This is a genomic window from Burkholderia sp. MSMB1072 (assembly GCF_001524725.1).
Taxonomy (GTDB): domain Bacteria; phylum Pseudomonadota; class Gammaproteobacteria; order Burkholderiales; family Burkholderiaceae; genus Burkholderia.
Window position 1 is genome coordinate 18,067 of sequence record NZ_LOYC01000037.1, and the last position, 17,655, is coordinate 35,721.

The 17,655-nt window shown below is 63.8% G+C and carries 16 protein-coding genes and 1 pseudogene; 12 read left to right on the plus strand and 5 right to left on the minus strand.

Annotated elements, in window-relative coordinates:
- The first annotated feature begins 120 nt into the window (after positions 1-120).
- The gene (gene parS / locus WS89_RS20760) at positions 121-576 is read left to right on the plus strand and encodes a type II RES/Xre toxin-antitoxin system antitoxin (RefSeq protein WP_059503447.1); all 456 of its coding nucleotides are present in this window, start codon (positions 121-123) and stop codon (positions 574-576) included.
- Complete coding sequence (locus tag WS89_RS20765; protein ID WP_027786259.1) at positions 573-1,052, plus strand: RES family NAD+ phosphorylase; 480 nt, start codon at positions 573-575, stop codon at positions 1,050-1,052. Before parS ends, WS89_RS20765 begins: the two co-directional genes overlap by 4 nt.
- Positions 1,053-1,091: 39 nt before the next feature.
- On the opposite strand, the gene WS89_RS20770 is transcribed toward WS89_RS20765, so the two are convergent.
- The 3 genes from WS89_RS20770 to WS89_RS20780 all read right to left on the minus strand — a co-directional run bounded on the left by WS89_RS20770 (position 1,092) and on the right by WS89_RS20780 (position 4,739).
- Positions 1,092-2,024, minus strand: a complete 933-nt coding sequence (locus WS89_RS20770) for a tyrosine-type recombinase/integrase (protein ID WP_059793125.1) — start codon at positions 2,022-2,024, stop codon at positions 1,092-1,094.
- Between the two features lie 176 nt (positions 2,025-2,200).
- On the minus strand, positions 2,201-3,556 hold the full coding sequence (locus WS89_RS20775) for a uracil-xanthine permease family protein (protein ID WP_059793127.1): 1,356 nt from the start codon (positions 3,554-3,556) through the stop codon (positions 2,201-2,203).
- 58 nt (positions 3,557-3,614) lie between these two features.
- Positions 3,615-4,739: an aryl-sulfate sulfotransferase gene (locus WS89_RS20780; RefSeq protein WP_059793129.1), complete on the minus strand. Its 1,125-nt coding sequence runs from the start codon at positions 4,737-4,739 to the stop codon at positions 3,615-3,617.
- Between the two features lie 102 nt (positions 4,740-4,841).
- Between WS89_RS20780 and WS89_RS20785 the strand changes: the two genes are divergently transcribed.
- The 3 genes from WS89_RS20785 (at position 4,842) to WS89_RS20795 (ending at position 8,995) form a co-directional block, all read left to right on the plus strand.
- Entirely contained in the window at positions 4,842-5,798 is a 957-nt protein-coding gene (locus WS89_RS20785) for a LysR family transcriptional regulator (protein ID WP_059793131.1), read from the plus strand.
- 226 nt (positions 5,799-6,024) lie between these two features.
- The gene (locus WS89_RS20790; RefSeq protein WP_059793134.1) at positions 6,025-8,010 is read left to right on the plus strand and encodes a gamma-glutamyltransferase family protein; all 1,986 of its coding nucleotides are present in this window, start codon (positions 6,025-6,027) and stop codon (positions 8,008-8,010) included.
- A 442-nt stretch (positions 8,011-8,452) separates the two neighbouring features.
- Positions 8,453-8,995, plus strand: coding sequence for a hypothetical protein (locus WS89_RS20795; RefSeq protein ID WP_059793135.1), 543 nt, complete (start codon positions 8,453-8,455; stop codon positions 8,993-8,995).
- Positions 8,996-9,290: 295 nt separating this feature from the next.
- Here WS89_RS20795 and WS89_RS33895 read toward each other — a convergent pair whose 3' ends face one another.
- Both WS89_RS33895 and WS89_RS33900 read right to left on the minus strand, forming a co-directional pair.
- Complete coding sequence (locus tag WS89_RS33895; RefSeq protein WP_156440582.1) at positions 9,291-9,455, minus strand: hypothetical protein; 165 nt, start codon at positions 9,453-9,455, stop codon at positions 9,291-9,293.
- A 70-nt stretch (positions 9,456-9,525) separates the two neighbouring features.
- Positions 9,526-10,089 carry a hypothetical protein gene (locus WS89_RS33900; RefSeq protein ID WP_156440583.1) on the minus strand — a complete coding sequence of 188 codons (564 nt, stop codon included), beginning with the start codon at positions 10,087-10,089 and terminating at the stop codon, positions 9,526-9,528.
- 41 nt (positions 10,090-10,130) lie between these two features.
- Here WS89_RS33900 and WS89_RS20800 point away from each other — a divergent pair, with 41 nt between their 5' ends.
- From WS89_RS20800 to WS89_RS20830, 7 genes and pseudogenes are all read left to right on the plus strand, one after another.
- Positions 10,131-11,285, plus strand: coding sequence for an ornithine cyclodeaminase family protein (locus WS89_RS20800; protein WP_257128192.1), 1,155 nt, complete (start codon positions 10,131-10,133; stop codon positions 11,283-11,285).
- On the plus strand, positions 11,279-12,661 hold the full coding sequence (locus WS89_RS20805) for an alanine racemase (protein WP_059793137.1): 1,383 nt from the start codon (positions 11,279-11,281) through the stop codon (positions 12,659-12,661). The genes WS89_RS20800 and WS89_RS20805 overlap by 7 nt, the downstream gene beginning before the upstream one ends.
- A 2-nt stretch (positions 12,662-12,663) precedes the next feature.
- A complete protein-coding gene (locus WS89_RS20810) occupies positions 12,664-13,701 on the plus strand; it encodes a cysteine synthase family protein (protein WP_179949877.1) in 1,038 nt (345 codons plus the stop codon).
- A complete protein-coding gene (locus WS89_RS20815) occupies positions 13,698-15,074 on the plus strand; it encodes an MATE family efflux transporter (RefSeq protein WP_059793141.1) in 1,377 nt (458 codons plus the stop codon). The genes WS89_RS20810 and WS89_RS20815 overlap by 4 nt, the downstream gene beginning before the upstream one ends.
- Positions 15,075-16,097: 1,023 nt before the next feature.
- Complete coding sequence (locus WS89_RS20820; protein ID WP_257127511.1) at positions 16,098-16,874, plus strand: helix-turn-helix transcriptional regulator; 777 nt, start codon at positions 16,098-16,100, stop codon at positions 16,872-16,874.
- A gap of 12 nt (positions 16,875-16,886) precedes the next feature.
- Positions 16,887-17,135: a hypothetical protein gene (locus WS89_RS20825; RefSeq protein ID WP_034208810.1), complete on the plus strand. Its 249-nt coding sequence runs from the start codon at positions 16,887-16,889 to the stop codon at positions 17,133-17,135.
- A 153-nt stretch (positions 17,136-17,288) separates the two neighbouring features.
- A pseudogene (locus WS89_RS20830) lies at positions 17,289-17,655 on the plus strand (DUF3683 domain-containing protein); the annotation flags it as partial.

Here is a 17,655-nt window from a genome sequence, read left to right on the forward strand (position 1 = left end):
CCGATTCGCGTATCCCCCAATACGGGTCCACCAGCCTGGCAAGACCCTCGCTCAACCGCCCGCAAGCATCCGGCAAAACGCCTATAATGATTGGGCAAATTGCCAAAGAGAGGTCGGGTCATGAGCACCATCGCTTTTCATCCTTCGGGCGTCGCTCATCCGCGTCAGGCCGAATTCACGATTCTCGAGCAGCTGCTGGCGATCCGCGTCCGGTCGGGCGCCGATCTGGCCGAGCTGGCGAGCGCGCGCGTCGACGTATCGGTGATCGACCGCCTGTCCGAGCGCGGGCTGAAATCGGACGAACTGGCGTTCATCATTCCGCGCCGCACGCTGAGCCATCGTCGCCAGGCGCACGAACGCCTGTCGCCGGAAGAGTCGGACAAGGCGATCCGCCTCGCGCGCATCGTCGCGCAGGCGTCGGCCACGTTCGGCGACCAGGACAAGGCGATGGCGTGGCTGCGCAACGGGCTCCAGCGCTTCGGCGGCCGCACGTCGCTCGACATGGCGAGCACCGAGCATGGTGCGCGGCTCGTCGAAGAGGCCCTCACACAGATCGACGAGGGGTACTTCGCTTGACGACGCTGTGGCGGATCAGCAATTACGCCGATCTGAAAGGCATCGGCGGATTGCGGGCCGGCGGGCGTTGGCATTTCGCCGGGCAGCCCGTCGTGTATCTCGCCGAGCATCCGGCGCTCGCGTTGCTCGAGACGCTGGTTCATTTCGAAATCGCCACCGTCGCGCAATTGCCGAGCGGATACCAGTTGCTGCGTATCGAAGTGCCCGATTCGGTGGACGTTGCCGAAATCGCCGAAGGCGATGCGCCGGAGGACTGGCGAACGAACGTCGACTGGACCCGCAGCGCCGGCACCGAGTGGCTGCACACGCAGCCGAGCGCGCTGCTGCGCGTGCCAAGCGTCGTCGTGCCGCATGCCCATAACTTCCTGTTGAATCCGCTGCATCCGGCCGCGTCCGACATCCGTATCGCGGAAGTGATGCAAGCGCCGTACGACACGCGAATTCTGCGGCTGGTCCAGTCGAAGCCTGGCGAGTAGCGAACCGGGAGGCGTACGGTTCGCGCCGGCGGTACCCGCTCAGCGCTCGTGGGCAGCGCGATCCGCGGCCGCATCGGGCGACAGCGTTTGTCGAATGCGCGTGACCGTTCGCATGCTGGCGAGACCGAGCATCGCGGTGACGTCGGCATGCGCGTGGCCCGCGAGCAGCTGGCGGCGCGCATACGTATTGCGCAGCACGCGCGGGCTCATGTCCGCTGCGTGAAAGCCGATCGCGTTCAGCGCCTCGCGCACGACGAGCAGCAGGAACATGTCGTTCATTGCGCCCCCGCGCGGCGCGGGAAACAGCAGCGCCGACGGCCGCGGCTCCGAGCGCGCCCGCCATGCGGCGAGCGGCGCCACCCCGAACGCGGCGAGCTCGATCCGGCGCGCCGGCCGCGCGCGATCGCGCGGCACCGACAACACCGCAGGTCGCGCGTCGAGATCGGGCGCGTCGCTTGTCATCGCGCGAATTTCGGCCGACGTGATGCCGCTCGCGAGCAGCAGCGCGACGATCGCGCGATTCCGGCAGTCGGCCGGCGTGTCGTCCGCGCGAGGCTGCACGTGGCGTTGCAGCGCCGCGTCGGCATCGGGCGGCAGGTAGCACGGCTCGGGCTCGCCGTCCGGCCATGCGAGATCGCGTGTCGATCGGCCGGCCGGATGGATCGTCCGCACACCGGCGTCGACCAGATGCCGGCCCAGTCGGTCGATCAGCTTCGCATAACGCACGCGTGTCGACGTGCCGGGCGTGCAGGTACGGTCGAGTTCCGCGAGGAAGGCCGCGACGTGGTCGGGCCCGAACGTGGCGAGCGATACGCGCTGTGCGCTCAGGTGGCGCAGGAATCGCTCGAACATCGCGACATGCTGCACGACCGAACGCGGCGCGAACGGCCGGCGGCCGGCGCCGGTCGCGGCGGTTTCCTGCCAGACGCGAAACGCGCCGACGGGGTCGTGAATCCAGCGATCCGTGTCCATCCCCGCTTTATAGCCGGACGCGGTGACGCCGGCAATCGTCCCGATGTCCGCTCGGCCGGCGCGACCCAGCCGGCGTGTCGTCGACGCCGTCGTTGTTCGTCGTCGGGCAGACGAGCATGAGCGGCGGCAGGCAGCGGCAGCGTCGAGCGTCGCGCCGCGTGAGCGTGCCGCTGCCTTCATGCGTCGCGCGAAGGCGCTGCAACTGCCGCCGCGTGCGCTTGGCCGCCCAGCCGTGCGAGCGCGGCGAATGCCAGTTGCGTCGCGATGGCCGCGAGCGTGCCGGCCGCCATGCCGTTGCCGAGCACGATCTGCACAGGCGCGCCGAAATGGCGATACAGGTTCGGCACCAGGATCGGCGCGAGGCCGACCACCAGGGCGGCCGCGAGCGTGTACTGGTTCGCGCGCGCGTGCAGGTCGACGCTGGCGAGCAGCCGAATGCCCATCACGCCGATCATCGCGAATACGACCAGCGCGGTGCCGCCGACCACGGCGGCCGGAATCGCATACGCGAGCCGCGCGAGCGGTGCGAACAGCGCGATGGCGATCAGGATCGCGCCGGCGGCCGCCGTCACGTAGCGCGAGCGTACGCCGGTCGTCTGCACGACGCCGATGTTCTCGGCGCTCGTCACGATCAGCGGCGTGCCGAACAGCGCGCCGGCCAGCGATGCGAGCGCGTCGCCGCGTATCGTCTTCGGCACGTCGCGCTGGAGCGAGATCGCCTTGCCGCACGTTTCGCCGACGGCGACCGTCTGTGCGGTGGCCTCGGCCATCGAGATCGCGGTGAAAATCAGCAGCGGTAGCGCAGCCAGCGCGTCGAAACGCGGCATCCCGAACGGCAGCCACGCCGGATGCGTGAACAGCGGGCCGTGCCAGACGTCGCCGAGCGCCGGCATCGCACCGAGCGCCCAGCCGAGCGTCGCGCCGGCCATCAGCCCGATCAGCACCGCGAGGCGTCCGGCCGTGCCGCGGAATGCGCCGGCGACGACGACGGTGGCGACGATCGTCGCCAGCGCGAGCCCGAGTGAGCGCGGCTGCGCGAAGTCGGCCGAACCGGGCTGGCCGACGACGATCGCCGCGTAGATCCGGATCAGGTTGATCGATACGAGCAACAACATCGCGCCGACGACGATGCGCGGAAAGAGCCGCAGGCAGCGCGTGAAGACGGGCAGCAGCACCCAGTAGAACGCGCTGGCGAGCAGCGCCGCGCCGGCTGCGGTCGGCAGGCCCGATTGCGCGGCGATGCCCGCGAACAGCATCGTCGGTGCGCCGCCGGGCACCATCACGAACGGCATGCGTGCGCCGATCGGGCCGGCGCCGAGCGATTGCACGAGCGTGCCGATACCGCACGCGAAGAACGTCGCGCCGATCAGCTGAACCGTCAGGTCGGCCGGCAGCGCGAGCGTTTTCGCGATCAGGAACACGGCCGTGATCGGCGACGCGGCCATCGACAGCACGTGCTGCAGCCCGAACAGCGCGAGCTGCCACGCGGGCAGCCGGGCATCGACGGGCGGGGAGATCGAATCGTGCGACACGGCAGGCCCCTCGGAAGCGAACGGCGACGATGGCCGGAAACCGGCGGTGAACGGAAGCTCAGGTCCGTAGCCAGGGCAATTGCGCGGCGCTGTAGCGGAACGTCTGGAACACGCTGTTCAACTGGCCGGGGCCGGTTTTGCGCGCCGCTTCGTCCGGGTATTCGGCGAACCACGGGATCACGTATTCCCAGACTACCTCGCCGGCCGGCGTCACTTCGAACAGCCGGCCCGTCGACGATTCGGTGATGTGCGTGTTGCCGTTCGGCAAGCGTTGCGCGTTGCCCATGAACGGCGTGTAGAACAGGTTCGCGACGTCGTCCGCATACGACCACACGACCCGCTGCGTCGCCGGATCGATTTCCACGACGCGCGAGAACGCGACGTGCGCACCATGGCGGAAATTGCCGTTGTCGAATGCGAGGATATGGCCGTTCGGCAGTGGCACCGGCGCATGCTGGTGCGATACGACGTCGGGCCCGATCCGCAGGTCGATGCGGCCGGTTGCGCGGTTCACGCCGACGATCCCCGACGTCGTGCGCAGGCTCATCAGCACGCGGCCGTTCGCATCGACCGCGAGACCGTTGACGAGCGGCCAGTGGTAGCGGCCGAACCCTGCCGCGATCGGAAAATCCTCCGGCCGCAGATGGTCGCGTGCATGCCATTCCCAGACGATCCGGCCGGCGCGGTTCACTTCGCGGATCACGTCCGCGTACATCACCTCGTCGTCACCGTGCGCGGTGCCGCCCGGCACGCGCCGCGCGAATGCCGCGTCGACCGGTTCGCACGCGGCGTACAGCAGGTTGCCGTTCGGCAGCCACTGCGCATCGTGGTGATGCGCGGGATCCTCGTAGCGCCACACGATGTCGCCTTGCGGCGTGACCTCGTAGAAATCGCCGCCGTGCCACATCGACCACGGTGCGTAGCGCGATTCGGAGTGCGGATGATTGCCGTTGTAGCCCAGATTGCCGTTCGCGAGGATGACCGCGTGGCGGCCGGGACGCACGGGCAACTTCCACTGGTGGACGACCTCGCCGTCGATGCCGACGAGATAGACGTTGCCGTCGGCTGTCTGTGGCGCGATGAGCGTATAGCCGCCTGCGGACAGCGCGGGGTCGTGGGCGATGAGGCCGACGCCGCGGCGGCGCTGGGTAATCTGGTCGACGGTCGTCACTGCGGTCTCCATTCGAATCGGCTACGGGAATGCAGCGGAATCTAGACGATTCGTCCAGTCAGTAAAATCGGATTATTCTTGACGGCCTGTTCGGAAAAATCTAACGGTGCCTTCATGCGTTCGATATCGCAGACATTCCGTTGTTTCGACGAAGTCGCGCGGCGCGGCTCGATTCGCAAGGCGGCCGATGCGCTGCACCTGACCGCCGCGGCGGTTCACCAGCAGATCCGCAATCTCGAAGCGCAGGTCGGCGTGCCGCTGTTCGACCGGCTGCCGCGCGGCATGCAGCTGACGCTCGCCGGCGAGATCGTGATCGCGGCCGTGCGGCGCGGCCAGCGCGATTTCGACAACGCGCTGACGCAGGTCGAGGATCTGCGCGCGCTGCGGCGCGGGCACGTGAATCTCGCGGTGCCTGCCTCGACGGCGGAAAGGCTCGTGCCCGACGCGATTCTCGCCGCGATGCAGCGTTACCCGGGCGTCACGTACAGCGTGCGCTCGGGAAACGGCGAGAGCATCGTGCGCTGGGTCGAGACGGGCGAGGTCGACATCGGTTATGCGCTGCGCCGGCGCAGCGCGGCGGGCGTCGTCGAGGTGCGCGCGTTCGCGCAGCCGCTGGGTGTCGTCACGGCGCCCGGTCATCCGCTGGCGTCGACGGGCGGCAAGGTGCGGATGCGCGACTGCTTCGCACATCCGCTGATCCTGATGACGCCCGACACGGAGTTGCGCGCGATGTTCGACCAGATCGATGCGCGGCAGCCGCGCAGCCCGCGGCCGCTGGTCGAAACCGGTTCGGTGTCGATGGTGCGGCGCCTCGTGGCCGCAGGAGCCGGCGTCGGTTTCCTGATCGCGGAAAACGTCGCGGACGATGTGGCCGCCGGTCGGCTCGCCTGGACGCCGCTGGCCGATGCAGGCGCGCGCTCGTTCAGTTGCATCTACCAGCGGGCGGACACGAGCGCGACGGTCGCGATGACGATGTTTCTCGCGTTCTTTTCCGAGGCGATCGGCGCGATGGAGCACGGGTTCGCACGTGTCGGGCGACCGGCCGCCACGCGTCGTCGGGCGACAAGGTAACGGTCGCAATGCGAGCCGCATCGGCGTATCGGAATGCGATGCAATGCAGCAAGCAACCCCGCATGCCGGTTCGGTGACGTCGCGCACACGACGTCCGGTTGCATGACGTGATTTCCTTATTGCGGAAAAAATTTTGTTCATGGGACTATCGAACGCGTCGCCCGTGCACCGAGGGGGCAGGCGGCAGGATGTCCATCGCAACGACCGACAAGAACATCGGCAGACCATGAACAGAACAGCGATTTTTCCGTATGCGTCCGCGTTGCTCGCGGCTGCCCTGCTGACCGCCTGCGGCGGTGACGTCGAGAACGAGGCGGCCCACACGACGACACCTTCCACCGATGCGAGCTGCCTCGCGGTCGACAATAACGGCGCGACCGTCGTGGTGGGCTCGAACCAACCGGGCGACCCGTCGCTGCCGGAAGCATCGTCGGGCTATCGCACCGGAATGAAGCCCGTCTATGCGAAAACCTACCTGGTGGCCACGTCGAACGCGTACGCGAGCGCGGCCGGTTGCGCGGTGCTGAAGAAGGGCGGCACGGCCGCCGACGCGGCGGTCGCCGTGCAGGCCGTGCTCGGTCTGACTGTCCCCGAGGCCACGGGCCTCGGGTCGGGCGGCGTGCTGCTCTACTACGATGCGCGCGGCAAGACGCTGCAGGCATACGACGGCCGCGAAACCGCGCCGGCCGCCGCGACGGAGAACTATCTGCGCTATGTCGATGACGCCACCGATCATTCGGCGCCGCTGCCGAACGCGCGCGCGAGCGGCCGTTCGATCGGCACGATCGGCGTGCCGCGGCTCATCGAGGCGCTGCAACAGGATCACGGCCGCTTGCCGTGGCAGAGCCTGTTCGGCGACGCGATCACGCTGGCGACCAACGGGTTTCCGATCGGCGGCCGATTGGCCGACGCGATCGCGGCGAACGCCGCGAACCTGAAGCGGGATCCCGAAGCCGCCGCGTATTTCCTGAACGCCGACGGTTCGCCGAAGACGCTCGGCACCGTACTGAAGAATCCCGCCTACGCGCGCACGCTGTCGCTGATGGCGCAGTCGGGCGCGAACGCGCTGTACACGGGGCAGATCGCGCAGGACATCGTCGCGAAGATCGCGGCGACGAAGGGCGCGGACGGCTCGACGCTCACGCCGGGTAAGACGACCGTCGCGGATCTCGCCGCCTATCAGGCGAAGCGTCGCGAACCGGTGTGCACGACTTATCGCAGTTACTGGGTGTGCGGGATGCCGCCGCCGTCGTCGGGCGGCATCGCGGTCGCATCGGCGCTCGGCATTCTCGAGAATTACGACCTGAAGTCGCTGAAGCCGACGGCGATCGATCTCGAAGGCGGCAAGCCGACGGTCGCGGGCGTCCACCTCGTCACCGAGGCCGAACGGCTCGCCTATGCCGACCGCGACAAGTATGTGGCCGATACCGACTTCGTGCCGCTGCCGGGCGGCACGTGGGACACGCTGCTGAACAAGCCGTACCTGAAATCGCGCGCGGCGCTGATCGACCCGACCAAAAGCATGGGCACCGCGCAGCCCGGCAATCTCGGTGCGGTGCCGCTCGGCGTCGACACGACGCTGATCGAGCACGGCACGAACCAGTTCACGATCGTGGACGGCGACGGCAACGTGCTGAGCGCGACGACGACGGTCGAGTCGAGCATGGGCTCGTTCCACATGACCAACGGCTTCCTGCTGAACAACCAGTTGACCGACTTTTCCGCGAACCCGCTCGACACGTCCGGCAATCCGGTGGCCAACCGACTGCAGCCGGGCAAGCGGCCGCGCAGCTCGATGGCGCCGACGATCGTGTTCGGGCAGGCCGCCGACGGCTCGCGCGGCGACTTCGTGATGGCGACGGGTTCCCCGGGCGGCGGCACGATTCCGCAATACGTGGTCAAGACGCTGGTCGGCGCGCTCGACTGGGGGCTCGACGCGCAGCAGTCGGCAGGGCTCGTCGATTTCGGCGCGAGCAACAGCCCGACGACCACGATCGGCGGCGAGCACCCGAACGTCAACACGGCGAACAACGGCGCGAACGATCCGCTGATCGCGGGGCTGCTCGCGCTCGGGCACAAGGTGTCGACGTCCGCTCAGGCGAGTGGCGTCAACACGGTGATGCGCGTAACGGTCGGCCAGTCGCCGGCGTTGCAGGGCGGTACCGATCCGCGTCGCGAAGGCGTCGTGCTCGGCGATACGTTCCGGCCGTAATCGGGTGGCGTGCGTGCGGCCTCGGTCCGCTTGCCGGCGGCCGGGGCCGTGCGTCATGATCAGGCTGCATTGACGGCCGGGCAACGCGCATCCTTTGGAATGCAGATAAAAGCGGCCGGCTCGTCGGCCGGCCGTTGCGTCGATCGCCTCCCGGATACCTGTCGATCGGGCGAATCGCCGGCGTGAAGCAGCCGGTCGCCGCGGTTCACGATTCAAGCCCGTCCGTCGTCAAATACGGCGTTCGCCTCGCCGCAAGCCCCCGATTGTCAAACAGTGTGAGTCAATCGTCAGCATTTGCAACGGAAGTAACAGTCCCCGCAATTCAGTCGTTTTGCGCGCCGACGCCGCTACATTAGCTCCACCTGCCGCATGTCGCGGCGAGGCATGCGACAAGCCGCACGAAAGCGGCCCGCAGCAACAACGTCTTTTGGGGAGAATGACCATGAACAAGATTCGTACGATTCTGCTGGGTGCCGCTCTGACGGCGATGGCGACGTCGGCTGCATTTGCACAGACGGCTCAGACCGGTGCCCAGGGTTCCGCAGGCATCGGCGCCCAGGTCCAGACGCCGCTGCTCGGCGGCGGCGTGGGCGTGCAGGCTGGCGCCGGCGCGAATGCGGCGGGTTCGGGTTCGGGCGCGGGCAATGTCGTCGGCGGCGCGCTGAACGGCGTCGGCAAGACGGTCGGCGGCGTGGGCTCGGCAGCCGGCACGGCAGTGGGCGGCGCGACGCAGGCGGTCGGTTCGGCGGCCGGTGCGACGAAGGATGCGGCGGCATCGGCCGTGCACGCGACGAAGTCGCACGTGAAGCACGTCGCGGGCTCGGCGAAGAGCCATGCACAAGGCGCGATGTCGACCGCGGGCGATGTCGCGGGTGGCGCGAAGGCGAAGGCCGGCGAGGCGCTCGAAGGCGCGACGAACTCGGTGCAGGGTGGCGCATCGGTCGGCGTGAAGGGTTCGGCGTCGGCGCAAGGCGGCGCGCTGTAACGAGCAGCACGGATCCCGTCACGGCCCGGCCCGCTTCGATGCGGGCCGGGCTTTTTCTATTGAGGAGGCGATACGTCGCGCATGGAGCCTCATGTCGAAACACGGGAAAATGGATGTATCGATATTGATTGGGATTGCAGAGAATAATAAGCGACTGGTCGACTGAACTTGACGACAAAAAGAGACGACTGTCGGGCCGCAGGGGCAAGCTGACGACTCGAAGGCCGCACGGATGGAGCGCAATGCGGCCCGCAGGCGGTTCCCCAAACCGCCGGCTGCATAGAGCCCGGTACCATCACGACATATCCCAGACGAACATTTCGCCGGCCCCGATGCGGGGCATTTTTTCTCCCTCAACGGGCGTATCGCTCAGGTGGCATTTTCGAGCATCGCGCCGAGCATGATTTTCGACGCCGCCATTCGGGCGCAAAAGCACGTTCCCCTGTTTGGAAAAATTCATTCGAGGGGCCAGCGCAAGCCCGTTATTTGCGTGAACAGGCCCTAGCGGCCGAAAATTTCACTTTCATGAGTCAATGGCGGCCGCCGTAAATACATTTGCAAAGATGAAATAAAGTATTTGCAAGATAAGTGGAAGCTAGTTTATAAATACGAGCGATTTGTATTTTCTCTACTGCTCGCAACCATCGACGTTGACGGAGTGTCCAGATGGTCGTGCACGGTTCGCTGCGCTCCATCATGTGCACAGCGCGTTGTCGCGACATGAATGCCGCCTGCCAGGCAGCTATGCCGACGGCAGGGAGTCCCGTCGAAATTGCTGAATTCGACAGCACCGCGCCTGGTGGATCCCAGGTGGAACACGGTATTTTCGTTATCGAAATGCTGATTAATTGATCGGCATCGATCGCGAGCCATCTTGTGGCTATCGATGGTATTAATGTGGCTTTTGTTAGTCGATTTGATTCGGATTGCGAAATGAATGGATTGTATGTAGTGGAAAAAGAAATGATCGCCGATCCAATTTTTTCTGCTCGATCCGCATTTCGGCGGGAGATTCGATGGGCAATACGCTGAATGGCATGAAGCACCCGAAGCGATTGAACGTGTCGCCAGCCTCCCGGCGTATCCGCCTTCATGGCGAACGCGCGATTCGCAATGGCAACTCCACCGAACAAGAATGTGCGATCTGGCGCATCGTTGCCGGTCGCGGCATGTCAGTGTTCAAGTCAACCTGCACGACGTGTGTGGCAGGCCCGTTCGATACGTGAAATCCGGTGAGACACAAATGAATACGATGATATCCACGATGGCAAATGGCGCCGAACTCGACGCGGACGTTCGACCGCGGCTCGCAACGCAACCCTCGAGACTCCTCGTGCTTGGCAAGCGCACGATCGACGAACTCGACTACGACCCGTCGATGGTGCTCGATGCTGTCGAACGGGCATACCTTGGCCTCGGTACCGGCGAATCCGACAATCCGCGCAAGCTGATGAGCCAGCCGGCGGACAAGCATTCCGTCGCGTACGCGATGCTGGGTCGAGACGGTGGACGCAGAACGGTCGGTTTCAAGACGTCATATAAGTTCGATCCGGAACATAACCGCGAACTGCAGAAGTACTACACGACGTTGTTGCTGTTCGACGACGAAACCGGCATGCCTGTCGCCCTGATGGACGGCAGCCTTGTCGGGTCGCTGCGCACGCCGGCGGTATCTGCCCTGATCGCGCGTGCGGCTGCGCCGCGGGCTCGAACGGCGCTCGTCGTCGGCACGGGGACGCAGGGGCGGATGGCGGCGCCGTTCCTGCTGACTGCATTGCCGGACATCGAACGCGTGATCGTACACGGCCACTATGAGTCGGGAATCGACGCCGTCCGCAATACGTTGAAGCGCTTTCATCCGGGCCGTGACATCGAAGTGTCGAAGGACCTCGTCGCCTCCGCGAATGAAGCAGACATCGTGCTCGGGGTGGCCGGCGCCGGCGTATCGGAGACCGTGCGGCATGCGGCGCTGAAGCCGGGCGCGCTCGCGCTGTTGGTCGGATACGGCATTCACGCTGACGCGCTGCATTGCGCCGATTACCGCATCGCGACGAGCGAGGCCCAAATGCAAGTGACCGGTGCCGATCTCGTGGACGAAGCCGGAAAACTGCCTGCCGTCGATGCCGAGTTGCCGGACATACTGCTTGGCCGCAAGCCTGCGCGGCGCAACGAAGCCGATATCGTTTACGCGTTCAACAGCGGAATGATCGTGACCGACATCGCGCTGGGACGTGTGCTGGCCGATGCCGCGCTGACGAAAGGGCTCGGTCGGGAAGTCGAACTATGGTGACGGATATTCCGCGACTGCCGGCGTTGTGGGACCCGCTGCTGCGGGATTTCGTTGACGACCATCAGGCGATGATCCGCGATCTTGTCCATGGTTTCGACGCGCCCGTTCATTTCCTGTTTCCTGAGCGCTTCGCGCGCAACGTCGCCGATTTTCAGCGCGTACTGGACGATCGCCAGGTGTCCGGGCGCATTTACTACGCGAAGAAGGCGAACAAGGCGCGATGCTTCGCGCATGCGGCGGCGGCAACCGGGATCGGCGTCGACGTCGCAAGCACGGGCGAGTTTTCGGAAGCGTTGGCCGCGGGGGTGTGCGGAATCGATATCGGTGTATCCGGCCCGTCGAAATCGCGTGCGCTGCTGCGGCTCGCGGTTTTGCACGATGCGTTGATCGCCATCGACAGCGAGGAAGAACTCGATCGGCTGATCGCGATTTCGGGACAGGCGAAGCGGGTCGCACGCATTCTGTTGCGGATGGCACCGGCGGCACGCAACGATAGCCGATTCGGTTTGAGTGCCGACGCACTCCGCGCTGCGCTGTCGACCTGTGCCGCGATGCAGGCGTCGCTCGTTCTTGAAGGATTCTCGTTCCATTTGTCCGGTTACAGCGCCACGGAGCGCTGCAATCAGGCCGCGATGGCGATGCGTGCGTGCATGGCTGCTCGTGAACTCGGTCTTGCGCCGACCACGATCAATATCGGTGGCGGCTTCGCGATGTCGTACGCGAGCGAGAGCGACTGGCGCGCATTCCAGCGCATACACCGTGCAGACGATTACCACGCAAACAAGGTATTCGACGGATTCTATCCGTATCACTCGGCCTGCAGCGGCGTGCAGATGCTCGATGCAATCCTGGCCGGCACTCCGGACGCGGAATCCGTATCGCTCGCCGAACTGCTCCGCGAGTACGGCCTGAAACTCATGCTGGAACCGGGGCGTGCACTGCTGGACCAGGCGGGTTTCACGGTGTTTGCCGTGCAAGGCATGAAGGACTGCGGCGACTATGGCATCGTGACCGTCAATGGCACGAGCTTCAGCGTGTCGGAGCAATGGTTTGCCAGCGAATTCCTGCCCGATCCGGAATTGCAGAGCGTCGTGCGCGAGCCTTCGCGGTCACCGCGCACGGGCACGCCTTATCGGGCCTGTGTCGGCGGGGCGAGCTGCCTCGATTCGGACATGCTGACCTGGCGCAAGATCGCATTCGGGCAGCGCCCGGAACCCGGCGATCTGCTGATCTACCCGAACACGGCCGGCTATCAGATGGATTCGAACGAATCTTCATTTCACGAGCTGCCGCTTCCCCCCAAGCTTGTCTTGACACTTGACGGCGCGCGGCCACGCTGGCGCGTCGATCGCCTCTTCCAGCTTTCGGGAGCCTGACCATGAATGTGCGTTTTATGGGTGAGCAAGCCACGATCACCGTACCTGCGATCGTGTCGAAGGTATCGGATCTTGTCGGCCGCACGCCGTTGTTCGAATTGATTCGCGGCGCCAACGGCGCGCGCATCCTGCTTAAACTCGAATCGACGAATCCGACCGGCAGCGCCAAGATCCGGATGGCAAGGCAGATGCTCGATGAAGCCGAACAGGACGGAAGTCTGCGGCCGGCCGGACACGTGATCGAATCGACGTCCGGCAATACGGGCATGGGGCTGGCGCTGTTGTCGGCCGAGCGCGGCTATCGGTTTACCGCGGTCGTGGACAGTCACGCGTCGAAAGACAAGCTGCGCGCGATGCAGGCCTTCGGCGCAAAGCTCGTTTGCGTGAGCGACGGCGACGCGATCGCGACGGCGGACCGCGACGCGCTTGCCAAGCGCATGGCGGCCGACGATCCGGACAGCATCTGGACGGAGCAGCACAACAATCCCGCCAACGGTAACGGCTATCGCGGGCTGGCACATGAACTGCGCGACATCCTCGGCGACCGAATCGACTTTCTGGTCGGTTCGGTCGGCACCGGAGGCTCGCTCTTCGGTACCGCACGAGAACTGCTCGCGACAGGCCCGGCGCCGCGAGTCATTGGTGTCGAGCCCGTCGGCTCGATCGTTTTCGGCGGCGAAGGCGGACCGTATTATCAGTCCGGCACCGGGACGCCGCCTGGCGCCGAGATTGGCGCGTTGGTCGACTATGCGCTGCTCGACGAGGGTTACAAAGTGACGGATGCGGCCGCCTTCAATACGGCACGCTATATCGCACGCAAGAAGTCGCTGCTCGTCGGCGGCTCTGCGGGCAGCGTCGTCTGGCACGCGTTGAAGATGTTCGATTCGCTGCCCGCGGATGCGACGCTCGTGGTCCTCGTCTGCGACGGCGGGGAAAAATATCTCGACACGGTGTTCGACGACGACTGGATGCGAGAGCGAAATCTGCTCGACGAGTCGATTGCTCAAGAACTTGAATCGATATTTTCCCGCGCCGCATGAAGTTTCATCGACAAGTCTGGCTCGATGCCACGCAAATCGGCGTGCTTGCCGCTCCCCTCATCCTTACGCAGCTCGCCCAGGTGGCGCTGACGACCACCGACATCGTCATGATGGGGATGCTTGGCCCGCGCGAGATCGCCGCCGGGGGCCTCGCGCTGACGATCTTCAACCAGTTCCGGACGATGGGAACCGGGCTGGTGACGGGAACCGGCAACCTCGTCGCGTTCGCGAACGGTCAACACGCGCATGCGGAAATCATGCGGCTGGTGCGCGCCGGCTTTGCGCTGTCGACGCTCGCGGCACTGGCGTTTGCATTGATGATGCTGTGTATCGAAATGCCGCTTGTCTGGCTCGGGCAGGATCCCGATGTTGCGCGACAAGCGTCGTTCTATCTTGCGGCGGCGGCGCCCGGCATGTTGCCGTGTCTGTGGTTTCAGGTGCTTCGGCAATATACCGTCGGACTGCGCAAGCCCGGGCCGCTGTTGGCGATCACGATCGTATCGATCGTCGTCAATGCGGCGCTCGACTACGCGTTGATGTTCGGCCGGTTCGGATTTCCGAAACTCGGCCTGATCGGTATTGCGTGCGCAACCAGTAGCGTGTACCTGCTTTCATTCATCGCGTTTCTGACGATCGCGAGGCGCCGGCCGGAACTGTCCGAACACTTGTCGCTTGCCGTCTGGCGCGCCGATGCCGATACGTTGGCGCGGACGTGGCGGATGGGTTTGCCGATTGCGGCAACCTATGGATCGGAGGCTGCGTTCTTTACCGTCCTCACGCTCGTGATCGGAACGCTCGGCGCCGATGCGCTGGCCGCCCAGACAATCGTGAATCAGGTGATCTACATCGTGTTCATGATTTCGGTCGGGTTGTCTCACGCATCGTCGATCAGCATCAGCCATGCGTGTGCGCAGCACGACTATCGCGGTGCGCGTCGACTCGGCTATACGGGCCTTGCGCTGGGCGTCGTGACGATGCTGGTCGTTGCGCTTCCATATCTCATCGCGCCCACCCGCGTGCTCGCCCCATTTCTCGATAACGGCGTGGCCGCGAGTGCCGAGGTTCTGCGACTCGCCGGCGGCCTGCTGACGATCGCGGCACTGCTGCAGATCTTCGATTGCAGCCAGAACATCGGTGTCGGCATTTTGCGGGGCCTCGGTGACGTAACCAGTTCGTTTCGGATATCGATCGTCGGATACTGGTTAATCGGTCTGCCGGTCGCCTGGGCGGCCGGGGTGTTGCTGGGATACGGCATCTACGGCATCTGGAGCGGACTGGCCATCGGCCTTGCGGCCACGGCATCGATGTTGCTGCACAAGTTCGAGGGCCGCCTTCGCGCGATGACGAAACGGACGCAAGACGGACATTCGTGAACGCGACGAAGTCTCCAACGAGCACACCGGTGCACGCCGGACACCAGAATTCCCGAAATATCAGCCGGCATTGCATCGAACGCGGCACGTCCACTCGTCTCGCCAGCGGTGGGATGCCGGCTGAATTCCCGACTGCCCGCACGCGTTGCCGTTTGTAGACGGCGACGTACTTTTGTCCGCGACCGTACCCGTGCGTGGCATGGTTGTCGCGACTCGCCTCATACGGCGTATTCCGCTTTGGCGATGCACAAGCCGTGACGGTCACCACTCGTGATTGCGCTAATCGTATGCCGACGAGATGCGTCGGTGAGTTTGCGTAGTCAGTAAATCTTTCTAATTCGGCCGATCGATGGTCCCAAGAGTGCGACGGATATAACCACATCTGGAAAGCATGATTTGAGCGACCGCATTTATTGAACTATCGCAGCGGTAATTGAGTGGCATGGATGTGGGCTATGTAAATAATGCATCGCATTGTGCGCGGAGATGAAATTGATGCCGGGCGATTTGTAAAGTTTTCTGGCGTTGGTCGATCTGAATTGTGACAGGATGCCGCACTTCTCGTGGTTATTGAAACATTATTCGTTTCGTGGAAATTTGAGTGCAACTAAATTGCGTGTTTGTGCTGTAATAGCAAAGAAAGGTTCATTACATATTTTTTCGGGCAAGTAATGTTTCTGTCTTCTGTCCTCCGATATACTTGCGCAACTTCAAGTTTAGAGTGCGAAGTCTAGATAGGTAACCCATGTGGTGAGCTGTTTCAGCCATTGGCAAGTAAATAATTCAGATCTTAATGGTTTTGTGTAATTCGTTTGTATTCCTCACTAGATCCGATCCTCAAAACATGGTTCGCGAGCGATGGCCGTCGAGATGTTGCCATTGGATACTGTCGTAGCGCTGGCGTATGGAAAGGAGGTGGCGTTGGATTGCCAGTCCGGTAAGGCTTGAAGCTTTGGCAGTTATTCGGCTGCCAGAGCACGTCAACAAATACGAATCTTGTCTTTTCAATAAGGGCCCAGAAAATTGGAGACCTTTTCTCGCATCATTGGCGGGATTCTTCGTCCCAACGGTCTGACCGAGGGGATCGATCAACTCGCGGAAAAAATCGGACGCGTGATTCCGTTCGACAAGTGTTTGATTCTGCACGGCGGAAGCGGCGATACAGCTTCGCACGGGCTGATATATCGCTATGGGGCTGCGACCGACGCCGGAACCCGGCGAGGCATGACTTTGTTCGGTCCCGGGATCGATATCGATCGATATCTGGGTTGCTTCGCGTTGTCCGATCGTCAGGATCATACGTTTCGCTGGCGCGATCTCGACGGGGAGGCGCCACAACGCGACGCGCAGGTCAACGATGTCGCGTCATACATGCGGGGGCAGGGTGTGGTCGCTTGCATCGGCGCTCCACCCGGTGATTCGACGGCCATTCGGACCGTTTTGCAGCTGAAGTGCGAAGACACGACGTTGCATTCGGCGTTGCTCGTCAGCCTCATCGCCATGCATTTGCATGCAGCCTTGACCCAGAAGATTGCGAGGCAGAACCAGGAAGGCGCGGAACCGTGCGCAGCCGCTCTCGAGCCGGATGCTTGCGAAAGCTCGAACAGGATTCAGTTCACGAGAAAGGAATCCGATGTCATCAAATGGGTAGTCGAAGGCAAGACTGCGTGGGAAATCGGCCGGATACTTTCGATGTCGGAAAGAACGGTCAAGTTTCATCTGACGAACGTCTATGAAAAGCTGCGTGTGTCGAATCGAGCGCAAGCGGTGGCGAAGGTTAGCCGTCTGGGATTGATCTAGGAGAGTTCGGGAATGTCTTTCAAGGAAAAGGTCAAGGCATTTGTCGCGCGTCATGGGTTTACGTACAAAGCCTATATTTTGTCGATTCTCTTTCTGCCGCCGGCAGCGCTTTATATCGCATGGAAGAGACCGGGCTTGCCGGTCCCGGGTCGTGTCTTGCTGTGCATTACCGGTGTGCTTGCGCCTCCGTTGGTCGGTATCGCCACGGCGATGATCCTGAAAGGTGCATTCGATTTGATCCGGACAGTAATTTCCGTTTAGTTTTTCTCCCGATTGCCGAATACGATTCCGCTTTCCCAAGCGTGGTTCTCGATCGCTTCATCATTCATTTCATAGACGCCAATGAATGCCCGACTGCCAACCGTCCAATTGTTAGAGTGTGTTCGGGCAATAGCAGGATTACATGAGCCGTCGCGCAATATTCCGTATAACTACACGTCGTTTTCCGATCGCGAGATCGTGATCCGCCTGCTCGGCGAGGAGGCGTGGTCGGTGCTCGACGGACTGCGCGCCGAGCGGCGCACGGGCCGTTCGGCACGGATGCTCTGCGAAGTGCTCGGCGACATCTGGATCGTGCGCCGCAACCCGTACCTGCAGGACGACCTGCTTGATAACCGAAGGCGTCGCCGGTCCCTGATCGCGACGCTGCATGACCGATTGGCCGAAATTGCAAGGCGCCGTCGGGTGAGTGTGACCGGATGGTACGACGACGCCGGCCGCGAACGCGCATCGCGCGTCGAGATGCTGGAGACGGCCGCGCAGCGCGCGGTCGACGAGTTCG

Bases quoted from the DNA above. Each gene is read 5' to 3' on its own strand.
- parS (WP_059503447.1), top strand. From the start codon at position 121: ATGAGCACCATCGCTTTTCATCCTTCGGGCGTCGCTCATCCGCGTCAG.
- WS89_RS20770 (WP_059793125.1), bottom strand. From the start codon at position 2,024: ATGGACACGGATCGCTGGATTCACGACCCCGTCGGCGCGTTTCGCGTC.
- WS89_RS20780 (WP_059793129.1), bottom strand. From the start codon at position 4,739: ATGGAGACCGCAGTGACGACCGTCGACCAGATTACCCAGCGCCGCCGC.
- WS89_RS20785 (WP_059793131.1), top strand. From the start codon at position 4,842: ATGCGTTCGATATCGCAGACATTCCGTTGTTTCGACGAAGTCGCGCGG.
- WS89_RS20790 (WP_059793134.1), top strand. From the start codon at position 6,025: ATGAACAGAACAGCGATTTTTCCGTATGCGTCCGCGTTGCTCGCGGCT.
- WS89_RS20795 (WP_059793135.1), top strand. From the start codon at position 8,453: ATGAACAAGATTCGTACGATTCTGCTGGGTGCCGCTCTGACGGCGATG.
- WS89_RS33895 (WP_156440582.1), bottom strand. From the start codon at position 9,455: ATGAATTTTTCCAAACAGGGGAACGTGCTTTTGCGCCCGAATGGCGGC.
- WS89_RS33900 (WP_156440583.1), bottom strand. From the start codon at position 10,089: ATGAAGGCGGATACGCCGGGAGGCTGGCGACACGTTCAATCGCTTCGG.
- WS89_RS20800 (WP_257128192.1), top strand. From the start codon at position 10,131: ATGTGCGATCTGGCGCATCGTTGCCGGTCGCGGCATGTCAGTGTTCAA.
- WS89_RS20805 (WP_059793137.1), top strand. From the start codon at position 11,279: ATGGTGACGGATATTCCGCGACTGCCGGCGTTGTGGGACCCGCTGCTG.
- WS89_RS20810 (WP_179949877.1), top strand. From the start codon at position 12,664: ATGAATGTGCGTTTTATGGGTGAGCAAGCCACGATCACCGTACCTGCG.
- WS89_RS20815 (WP_059793141.1), top strand. From the start codon at position 13,698: ATGAAGTTTCATCGACAAGTCTGGCTCGATGCCACGCAAATCGGCGTG.
- WS89_RS20825 (WP_034208810.1), top strand. From the start codon at position 16,887: ATGTCTTTCAAGGAAAAGGTCAAGGCATTTGTCGCGCGTCATGGGTTT.